Origin of the sequence: Pedobacter ghigonis, from assembly GCF_903166585.1 — a bacterium.
GTDB lineage: Bacteria > Bacteroidota > Bacteroidia > Sphingobacteriales > Sphingobacteriaceae > Pedobacter > Pedobacter ghigonis.
In genome coordinates this window covers 44745-55001 of sequence record NZ_CAESCM010000024.1, presented here as the reverse complement: position 1 = coordinate 55001, position 10257 = coordinate 44745, and the positions used below count along the sequence as shown (strand labels likewise).

The window sequence follows — 10257 nt, the reverse complement described above, 5'->3', positions numbered from 1 at the left end:
ACAACACCAATAGGAAACAGCAGGAAAACTGGGGCTTTAATCCAAACATAAAAACAAATATTATCAACAGAAATGTGGAAAAGGATTTGTTTTTTTAAAATTCAAAATGTTTCGAACACTCCTAATTACAAATCCCGACTAACATAAAAGAGATCGTCACCCTGAATTTATTTCAGGGTCTCTCTAAAAGAGATGCTGAAACACCCGTCCGACTGGCCGGGCGAAAGTTCAGCAAGACGTTATGTTTAAGTTTTGATTTTTATTGCAGAAACTCCAAACTTATTTCCATCCCTTAGCCCAGGCTTCCTGCGCTTTTTCATCATGGAAAGTCCAGGCTACAAAGCGGCTTATTTTCTGACCCTGGCTCATTTGAACGGTTCTCACTTCAAAAGCATTTACCTTAATTAAGGCATTATAAATACTTTTTAGGTTGGCACTTTTCGATACCAAAGAGGTAAACCATAAAACCTGGTTTTTAGTCTGCTCGCTTTGAATGATCATCTGTTCTACAAAAGCACGTTCGCCCCCCGGGCACCAAAGCTCGGCCTTGTTACCACCAAAGTTTAATACGTGTTTTACTTCCTTTTCGCCACTACCCAGATTACGCCATTTTTGACGGGTACCCTGTTCGGCTTCTTTTAACGAAGCGTGGAAAGGCGGATTACAAACTACTGCATCAAAGCGCTCGTTTCTACCTACAATCCCCCTAAAAATACCCATTTTAGAACCTTGCAAACGCGGTTCAATCGCGCCTTGTAAAGATTTATTCGCATCAACAATCCTTTTGGCTGCTTCAACTGAAAGCGGATCGATATCCGAACCTACAAAACTCCAGCCGTACTCCCGGTGCCCGATAATTGGGTAAATGCAATTGGCACCAATACCAATATCCAGTACATTTACGTTGGCACCGGTTGGATTTTTCCCTTTGTTGCTCGAGCCTAAAAGATCGGCAACATAATGAATGTAATCTGCCCTGCCCGGAATAGGCGGGCAAAGGTAATCTTTTGGAATATCCCATTGTGAAACATCGTAGTAGTGTTTCAACAAGGCCCTATTTAATGCTTTAACGGCATTTTGATCGGCAAAATCGATAGAATCGTCGTTATGTTCGTTTTTAAAAACAAAGCGCTTTAATTCTTTTGAACTAGCAGTAAGTTGTTTGAAATTGTAACGCGAACGGTGTTTGTTGCGTGGGTGTAACTCGCTTTTCTCTTTGCGGTTATTTTGTTCTTCCTGAGCCAATGTGATTGGGTTTAACTAAACATGCTGTGTTGCCTGTTTCTGCTGCAAAGGTAGCTAAAAAAAGGCGAAAGGTATGAAGGCGGAAGGTAGAAGGTCTTAAAGCGTATTCGGAGTGGTTTTAGTCTCTGCCTTTATTCGCCATGCTGATCCGATAGTTATCTGACTTGTTCAGCATCTCTCTTTGTAAAATGATGCATGAAGTAATTTAGAGACCTTGAAATAAATCCGATAGCTATCGGATCAGGGTGACGCATCAGGGTTATGATTGTGATAAACCTACTCCAAACTGAGCATTTCAAACTCTCAACTACGTTTCCTCTCCTTTTTCGATCATTGCTGGTTGAATGGCTTTCAAATACTTCTCCTGATCGAACTGGTTTTCGCTTTTGGCAATTACAATGGTAGCCACGCCATTACCGATTACATTGGTGATCGCCCTTGCCTCGCTCATAAAACGGTCAACACCAATCAAGATAGAAATATGTTCAATGGGCATAATCTTTAATGCAGTTAGCGTTGATACGAGTACAATGAAACCACTCCCGGTAACACCTGCAGCGCCCTTTGAGGTCACCATAAGTACACCTAAAACTGTAATTTGCTGCCCGAGCGTTAAATCAACATGAAAAACCTGACAAAGAAATATAACTGCCATAGCCAGATAAATTGCTGTACCATCGAGGTTAAAAGAATAACCCGTTGGGATAACTAAACCGACTACCGATTTATCGCAGCCAATGCTTTCCATTTTCTGCATCATACTGGGCAAAGCCGATTCGGAAGAAGAAGTACCCAGTACAATTAAAACCTCCTGACGGATGTATTTAAGGTACTGCCAAAGGCTAAACTTATAGTACCTGCAAATTCCATTTAGAATAATAAAAATAAACAAAATGCAGGTTAAATATACCGAGCCCATTAACTTGGCCATCCCGATTATGCTTTGCAAACCGTGGGTACCAATACTAAAAGCCATACCACCAAAAGCGCCAATCGGTGCCAAACGCATAATCACCTTCATAATTTTAAACAGCACTTTCGAGATTTTATCAAAAGCATTTAAAACCACGGTCCCTTCGCCACCTAACTTATTTAAACCGTAGCCAAAAAGTATGGCAAACAATAAAATTTGTAAAATATTGCCTTCAGCAAATGAAGCGATGATGTTATGCGGAATAATATGGAGGAAAAACTCGGTCCAGTTCATGTCCTTCGCCTGTTCGGCATAACCTGCAATTTTTGTCGTATCGCCGGCTTTCGCAACCATGCCTGCACCCGGTTTTAAAACATTGGCTACCAGCAAACCGATGGCAATGGCAACTGTACTTACAATTTCGAAATACAATAAAGCTTTGCCACCTACCCGGCCCACTTTTTTCATATCGCCCATGTGTGCGATACCCAAAACAATGGTAAAGAATATGATCGGCGCAATTAGCATGCTAATCAGATTGATAAATCCCTGACTGATTAGTTTAGCTGTTGGCGCAAAGCCCGGAAAGTAAGCCCCTACGCTAATACCTATTATAATGGCTACAATAACCTGAAAGGTTAAATTGGAAAAGATTTTCTTCATGAATTGCTTTGCCTTACTTATAAATACTTACTTCAATCTTTCCATCGGCGGTAATTGCACCACGATACATACCCTCGGTATTAAAAGGCATGGTCATATTTCCTTGCTTATCCAAAGCGATTAAACCTCCGTTACCGCCCATCTTGTCTACTTTCTCTATTGCAATTTTTGAGGCTTCGGCTACCGAAAGTCCTTTATACTCCATTAAATCGGAAATGGTTTTGGCCACTACATTACGGATATAAAACTCACCCCAGCCGGTACACGAAATGCCCGCAGTTTCATTATTGCAATAGGTACCGGCACCAATAATTGGGGCATCGCCCACGCGACCATATTTTTTATTCGTCATACCACCTGTCGAAGTTCCAGCAGCTAAGTTGCCTGCTTTATCCAGCGCCACACAACCCACGGTGCCAAACTTGTAATCGAGGTTTTTTACCCCAAAAAGTTCCGACTTTTTACTACCATGATCGAGTACTGCTTTGGTCGAATCTTCTTTAATGGCTTTTTGCAAACCTTCCCAACGTTCTTTTGTCCAGAAATACTTTGGATCTACAATCTCTAAACCCACCTCTTTGGCGAAAAGATCGGCACCTGCGCCAACCAGCATTACATGTTCCGACTTCTCCATCACAGCCCTGGCCGCCGAAATCGGGTTTTTAATGATGGTAACCCCTGCAACAGCTCCGGCCATCAGGGTTTTTCCGTCCATAATAGCTGCATCGAGTTCGTTGCGGCCATCGTGGGTAAAAACAGCGCCTTTACCTGCATTAAAATGCGGATCGTTTTCCAACACATGAATGGTAGCTTCTACCGCATCTAAACTGGTTTTACCTGCTTTAATTTGCGCATAGCCTGCCTGCAAGGCCTGGGTTAGAACTGCAATATAGGCCGCCTCTTTCTCCGCACTCATGTTCTTTTTTAAAATGGTACCGGCACCGCCATGAATAACCATTACATATTTTTGTTGCGCCGAAACATTAACTGCCAGCACCAACAGCATAAACAAGCTAAGTATTTTGAAAAATTTCATCTTCTTACTGAATTTAAGAAGCTGTTAAATTAAGAAAATCCCAGGGGTTTATTCTATTTTTGGCATATTTATGCGAATCAAACCAAAAATGAAATCCTATAGTATTTTCCTAAAGCTCTTATTACTTTTCTTACCGATTTTATCAGTTGCGCAAAGCGAAAAAACGGACATAGATATTTTTCCTCATTGGGAAAAGGATGAAATCCATAAAATTTCGCTTAAGAGTACTACAACGGATATTGCTAACAAAATAACCCTTCAATATTCATCTACTTTTAGCGCAAACTTTAAGGTATTAGAAAAGAATAAGGATGAATATTTAATTGAATGGACATTTACCAATGCTAAATTAGCCAGTACTGATAAGGTTGTTGAAAATATTCTACTTGCCAATCTGATAAATAAAAAAATCAGGATAAAATTTTCTAGCTATGGAAAATTTATTTCACTCGTTAACGAAGATGAGTTAAGAACTGCTGCAGATAAAACTATTGACAAATTGATGGCTACCACCTCAAATCAAAGCTATAAAATACTATTAACCAGTGCTAAACGTATAATCTCCACTCCTCAAGGCATAGAATCAGCTATTTTAAAACCTATAAAGTTTTATCATTATTGCTTTGGTCACAGCTATAAGCTTAATGAAGAAATTGTAAATAATGTTCTGGTCCCAAATGCTATTGGTGGCGCACCTTTTAATGCAATAGAGAAAGTCAAATGCAGGAGTATTGATCAGCAGAAATCTACCTGTACAATCGAAAGTAGCAAAATCGCAGATGGCCCGGCTTTAACTAAGGCTGTAAAAGATTTTTTCATCAAGAACAACAAAAATCAAGCACAAACAATAGAAAAGCAATTCAGCAATAATAATTATGAAGTTTCGGAGTCTACAGAACACGAAATAAACTTTAAGACAGGCACTATTATTAAGGCATCCTTTAAAAGAACAGTAAACCTGGGTGTTTATAACAGGACATCTCTAAACGAAATACAATCTGCTGATTAAAAAAGTCTTAAATTCCTGAAAGCGTTTTAAACTTTAGCAATCCCTTTTGAAGAAAACTGCAGATCGTAAAGCTTTTTGTAATAGCCGTTTAATTTAAGCAATTGCTGATGTGTACCCTTTTCCTTGATCTCGCCTTTATCCAATACAATAATCTGATCGGCTTTCTGGATCGTAGATAAACGGTGTGCAATTACAATTGAGGTACGGCCTTCCATCAGGTTATCAATAGCTTTCTGGATCAGCAATTCGGTTTCGGTATCAACCGATGAAGTGGCTTCATCGAGAACCAAAATGGCTGGGTTATGCACCAATGCACGGATAAAGGAAATCAACTGTGCTTGTCCTGCTGAGAGTGTAGCCCCTCTTTCCATAACGTTGTACTGGTAACCGCCTGGCAAACGTTCAATAAAATCGTGTGCGCCTACTTTTTTAGCGGCATTAACCACCTGTTCCAGCTTAATTTCGGGATTATTGAGCGTAATGTTGTTCAAAATGGTATCAGAAAACAAGAAAACATCCTGCAGAACAGTCGCAATGTGGCTACGCAAATAATCGAGCTCAAAATCTTCTATACGAATGTCATCTACGGTAATATCGCCTTTTTGAACTTCGTAAAAACGGTTCAGGATATTAATTGTAGACGATTTACCAGCTCCGGTAGCCCCTACCAGCGCCACTGTTTCGCCAGATTTTACCTTGAAGGATAAATCTTTTAAAACATAATTTTCATCATTATAGGCAAACCAGACCTTTTCGAACTTAATATTTCCTTCCAGTTTGGCAGGTTGAATTGTTCCGGTGTTTGGCGTAGTTTCGTCGGTATCTAAAACTTTAAAAACACGTTCGGCACCAACCATCCCCATTTGCAGGGTGTTAAATTTATCAGCCAATTGGCGAATCGGCGTAAACACCATGCCCAGGTACATGATAAACTGGGTTATGGTTCCGGGGGTTACATCTAAAGGCTTAGCGAGGATACTTTTAGCGCCATACCAAACCAGTAAACCTAATGACATGGCCGAAATCAATTCTACAACCGGAAAAAATATAGAATAATACCAGTTACTGCGGATATTGGCATCGCGGTAACGCTTATTAATGGCATAAAACTTACGGTATTCCTGTTTCTCACGGGCAAAATACTGCACAATTGGAACGCCGGTAATGTGCTCCTGTAAAAAAGTATTTAGGTTGGAAACTTCGTTCCTTACTTCCTGAAAAGCCACTTTAATGGCCTGCTGGAATTTCCTGGTGGCAATAATTAATAACGGAATGGGTAAAAGCACTACCAAACTCAGTTCCCAGTCGGTATAAAGCATTACACAAACAATTACCACGACCTGCAAACTATCGCCAATCATGGAGATTAAACCTTCCGAAAAAATATCGGCAATGGTTTCCAGATCGGAAACAGTACGAGTAATTAACTGGCCAATGGGTGTTTTATCGAAAAACTTTAGCCTGAGTTTGGTAATGTGGTTAAAAACATTGATGCGCAGATCACGAATCACCGACTGCCCCAGGGTATTGGTTAAAAGGGTATGGTTATACTGGATAAGCGTTTGCAGCACCAACATAAAAACCATCAGCATGGTCATATTTACCAAACCAGAATAATTACCGGCTAAAATATAATGATCGAGTGTGTATTTAATCAAAAACGGGCGCACCGGAGAAATCGCAGCCAGCAGAATGGTTAAAATAACTGCCCAAACGAAAACAGCACGATAAGGCCTTACGTATTTAAAAATACGTTTCAGTAATCCTGTGTTGTATACATCGCCTGTAACTGCCATTTTTTTGTTTAATGATTGAGTTCTGAATAAGTGAATGAATGAATTTTATATACTATCGCTATTTCACATTCTATCATTAAATCAATCTCCAATTCTATCATTTATATATAAGGATACTCAATCTTCACCAAATACAAGCCGCAAGCAGGTACCGATTGCCCGGCCTTACTGCGGTTTTTACTTTCTATCACTGCTTTAAATGCAGCTAAATCTATTTCTTTTTTACCAATCTGCACCAGGGTACCCATAATGGCCCTCACCATGTTCCTTAAAAAACGGTCGGCCTGAATGGTAAATACCAAACCGTCTTCCTGTTCTTCAAAAACAGCTTTTACTACTTTACAATTGTTGGTAAAGGTCTGTGTATTCGATTTGCTGAAACAGGAGAAATCAGTATAGTTTAACAGCTGCGCTGCTGCTTCGTTCATAGCAGTAACATCCAGGCGATCTTTAACCAACCACGACCGGTTTAATTTAAACGGATCTTTTTCGAAATGCAGATGGTATTTGTAAGCCCTTGAAGTGGCATCGAAGCGCGCATGTGCCTCATCGTGTACCGGAATAATCCTTTTCGCCGCAATTTGATAGGGCAAAAGGGCATTGATCCCACCTACAGCACTTAAAACTTTGCTTTCATCCAGATCTTCCACATCAAAATGGGCATAAAAATCTTTAGCGTGCACGCCTGTATCGGTGCGGCCACAGCCCAGTGTTTCGATAGGCTGCCTAAAAACCGTAGCCATGGCTTTATCCAACAACTCCTGCACAGTAATTGCATTGGGTTGAACCTGCCAGCCATGGTATAAGCTGCCATCGTAAGCGATTTGGATGAAATATCTTTTTTTACTCAAAGCGATGCAAAAGTACTTTTTTCCTTTTATTTAGAAGGAAAGCACTTTACATTTATTCGTAAACCCTGTAATTATGGCTTAGCCGTGTTTTTCTCCTCCAACTCCCATTTATTATTGTAAAAACCAGCCAGCTTAATGCCTTTACTGCCTTCATTAGGTAAATCAGACGAGAACACCATAAAATCCGGGAAACCACTACCACCGGCAAAATACTGATTGGCATAAGCTGCTTTCATTCCGGCAACACCAGTACTGGCCACTACGCCAACGAGGAGATTATTATCCTGTTGCGGCCAGATGTAATAGGCCGCTAAATCGTTGCCTTTCCAGGTTTGCTTGCCTGCTGTAATTTGCGAATTGTTAACCTGTATAGGGCAATCTTTTAATAAGGTTTTCCAGGCTGCATTATTATCGGCATTTCCATATAAAATGATATTACGCCCCTGATATTTTGATGTTGAAAATTCTTTGTCTGTAATGATGTCAACTGCCCCATTTCCACGGTAATACCAGCTTTCGGCATCATATCTGGCTTTGTTTAAATTGGCTTCGCCCGCATCGCCGCCGCCTGTTCCCACAACAAAAACCATTTTATGATTAAACGCTTCTTTAAAAGTACCCGATCGTGCCGGATTCTTATCCCTTTTATTCACTGCGGAGAGGATTTGCCAACCTGCGGTATTTTTGTATAAAAACAGGGTATCATTGGCACTTTGAGTGGTAAAGTTAATAACAGGTAAGCTATCTAAAGTTATTTTAACATTAGCTTTTGCACCAAAATCTGTTAAAGCCAGTTTTAAAGTCGCCACGTTTTCAGTTTTACCAGTAATGGCCGATTGTTTCCGATTACGGTTTAAAATAATGCGGCTGTACTGTAAAGGTTGTTCCTGCTGCTCAATGGTAGCCCAGCGGTAAGTTGCCGAAATGCCCGGACTGGAAGTCATGAAATCGATATGATTTACGGCCGAATCGACTGCTATGGTATGCCATTTAAAAAAGCTGAAAATAGCAGGCCAGTCTACACTCTGATCGCCAAACCAATGTTCGCCACCCGGATATTCGTAATAGCTGAAATCGCCATGAAAACCAGCAAGAATTTTCTTCATCTGCCGGGCATAACTAACCGGAACCACTTTATCGGCGTCTCCATGCAATATGTATACACCTAAAGGAGCATAATTGCTAACCAGTTTCGGAACATCACTTTGGTTGCCGGCCCTTAATAACATCCGCTCGACACGATTTTGACTGCTATCCGGAATTTTACCATCGGCCGAACCATAATCTTTAAGTGAAGCATAACCCGCAGCCGGCGCAATAGCCGCCCATTTATCGGGATAAGTTGCGCCTAAGAACCAGGTACCATGTCCACCCATCGAGTGGCCGGTAAGGTAAATTTGTTTTTCATCTGGTTTAAACTGATTTTTAGCCAGTGCCAGTACTTCCAAAGCATCTTTACGGCCCCAGTCTTCCCAGTTAAAGCCACGCGGCCTGCGGTTGGTAGCAGCAACCAGCGTACCCCAGTCTTTAGATTTATAAGCCTTAGCCTGACCAATAGCCTCTACGCCTGCTCCATGAACCGACAAGAACAAGGCAGCATTCGGTTTCCAGCCGTTTAATTGTGGCGTAACAGCGAAATACTGCAAACTGCCGTCAATATTACTCACAAAGGTTTGCTTATGGGTTGACGAACCCACTAAAGCTTCAATTACAATCACTTTCTGGTCTACCTGGGTATTGCCCTGCAACAATTGTAATTCGATATTGTAATTGCCCGGGTTTACCACAGCGCTTGCATCTATTTCAAATACCACCTTTCGTATGCTCAGTTTCGGAATGCGCGCAATGGCTACCTCGCGCTGCTTACCGTTCAAAATGGTTTTGAAACGTAAATTATTATAATCTTTTAACGATGAATTGCTTACAGTGAGGGCGCCTTTGAGTACGCCATTTTTCTCATTAAGCACAATACTGGGCGAAGTAATATCGTCGGTATGAATTAATAGTTTTTTAGCGTTAACAATAATCATCGGCAGTACACTGGCACCCCGTACATAAAGCTCGTTTACACCCTTTTTTAGTTGAACAGGAATATTCATATAACCCGATGCATACGGATCGCCCATGTGTGGAGTACCATTAAAAAATATACTATTGCCCCCAATAACATTTAAAATTGCAGTTTGTGCTGCGCCTGAAGTGTAAGTAAGGTAAATATAATCAGACCCGCGGTCTATCCCACCCGGATTGAGGAAGGGATTACTCGTTGCTTGAAACGATCTCCTCGAAAAGGCACTAAAACGACCATTGGCATCAGCTTTAATTGCTTTCCACAGTACTTTTTCGCCATTTTTTCCGGCAGAAAATTCGCCGTTTTCTACTGGTGCCTGCAGTTGTTGGTTAGCCATTTTCCAGGCCAGCAAATCGGTGTACACGGCTTCGCGGCCATAACGGCTGCCACTGGCTACCGTTAAAGCTTTTTCGAATTTGAGGGTATCTTGCGCAAAGGTGTTTGCGGCAACAAACAGGGTAATTAAAAAAAGTAAGTTTTTTAACATAAATCGTTTTATAAAGTAGGCCAGGTTAAAATTCAATCTATTTTAAACAATTTCCTTAGGCTGCATCATAGTCAACCGCTTAAGAAAAGAAAAGGCAATAACTTTGGTTTTATTTTTTAGGGTTTGTGGTATATAGCCAAATGTATTAAAACTTGCAGGTTTTAACAAAATCTATGCGCAGCAAAA

7 protein-coding genes are annotated in these 10257 nt (G+C 40.8%); 1 reads left to right on the top strand and 6 read right to left on the bottom strand.

Annotated elements, in window-relative coordinates:
- Positions 1-279: 279 nt before the first annotated feature.
- From rlmF to HWV58_RS23480, 3 genes are all read right to left on the bottom strand, one after another.
- Positions 280-1245 (bottom strand): 23S rRNA (adenine(1618)-N(6))-methyltransferase RlmF, encoded by a 966-nt coding sequence (gene rlmF, locus HWV58_RS23490; RefSeq protein WP_175636452.1) that lies wholly within the window; start codon positions 1243-1245, stop codon positions 280-282.
- 307 nt (positions 1246-1552) lie between these two features.
- A complete protein-coding gene (gene dctA, locus HWV58_RS23485) occupies positions 1553-2821 on the bottom strand; it encodes a C4-dicarboxylate transporter DctA (RefSeq protein ID WP_175636451.1) in 1269 nt (422 codons plus the stop codon).
- Positions 2822-2834: 13 nt separating this feature from the next.
- Complete coding sequence (locus HWV58_RS23480; RefSeq protein ID WP_175636450.1) at positions 2835-3857, bottom strand: isoaspartyl peptidase/L-asparaginase family protein; 1023 nt, start codon at positions 3855-3857, stop codon at positions 2835-2837.
- 88 nt (positions 3858-3945) lie between these two features.
- On the opposite strand from HWV58_RS23480, the gene HWV58_RS23475 reads away from it, so the two are divergent.
- Positions 3946-4866: a hypothetical protein gene (locus HWV58_RS23475; protein ID WP_175636449.1), complete on the top strand. Its 921-nt coding sequence runs from the start codon at positions 3946-3948 to the stop codon at positions 4864-4866.
- A 26-nt stretch (positions 4867-4892) separates the two neighbouring features.
- Here the strand turns inward: HWV58_RS23475 and HWV58_RS23470 are convergent, their stop codons facing one another.
- The 3 genes from HWV58_RS23470 to HWV58_RS23460 form a co-directional block, all read right to left on the bottom strand.
- Positions 4893-6662: an ABC transporter ATP-binding protein gene (locus tag HWV58_RS23470; RefSeq protein ID WP_175636448.1), complete on the bottom strand. Its 1770-nt coding sequence runs from the start codon at positions 6660-6662 to the stop codon at positions 4893-4895.
- 101 nt (positions 6663-6763) lie between these two features.
- Positions 6764-7513: a tRNA pseudouridine(38-40) synthase TruA gene (truA, locus tag HWV58_RS23465; protein WP_175636447.1), complete on the bottom strand. Its 750-nt coding sequence runs from the start codon at positions 7511-7513 to the stop codon at positions 6764-6766.
- 71 nt (positions 7514-7584) lie between these two features.
- The gene (locus HWV58_RS23460; protein WP_175636446.1) at positions 7585-10071 is read right to left on the bottom strand and encodes a prolyl oligopeptidase family serine peptidase; all 2487 of its coding nucleotides are present in this window, start codon (positions 10069-10071) and stop codon (positions 7585-7587) included.
- Positions 10072-10257 lie beyond the last annotated feature (186 nt).

Excerpts from the sequence above, each read along its gene's own strand:
- dctA (WP_175636451.1), bottom strand. The coding sequence starts at position 2,821 with ATGAAGAAAATCTTTTCCAATTTAACCTTTCAGGTTATTGTAGCCATT.
- HWV58_RS23480 (WP_175636450.1), bottom strand. The coding sequence starts at position 3,857 with ATGAAATTTTTCAAAATACTTAGCTTGTTTATGCTGTTGGTGCTGGCA.
- HWV58_RS23475 (WP_175636449.1), top strand. The coding sequence starts at position 3,946 with ATGAAATCCTATAGTATTTTCCTAAAGCTCTTATTACTTTTCTTACCG.
- HWV58_RS23470 (WP_175636448.1), bottom strand. The coding sequence starts at position 6,662 with ATGGCAGTTACAGGCGATGTATACAACACAGGATTACTGAAACGTATT.
- HWV58_RS23460 (WP_175636446.1), bottom strand. The coding sequence starts at position 10,071 with ATGTTAAAAAACTTACTTTTTTTAATTACCCTGTTTGTTGCCGCAAAC.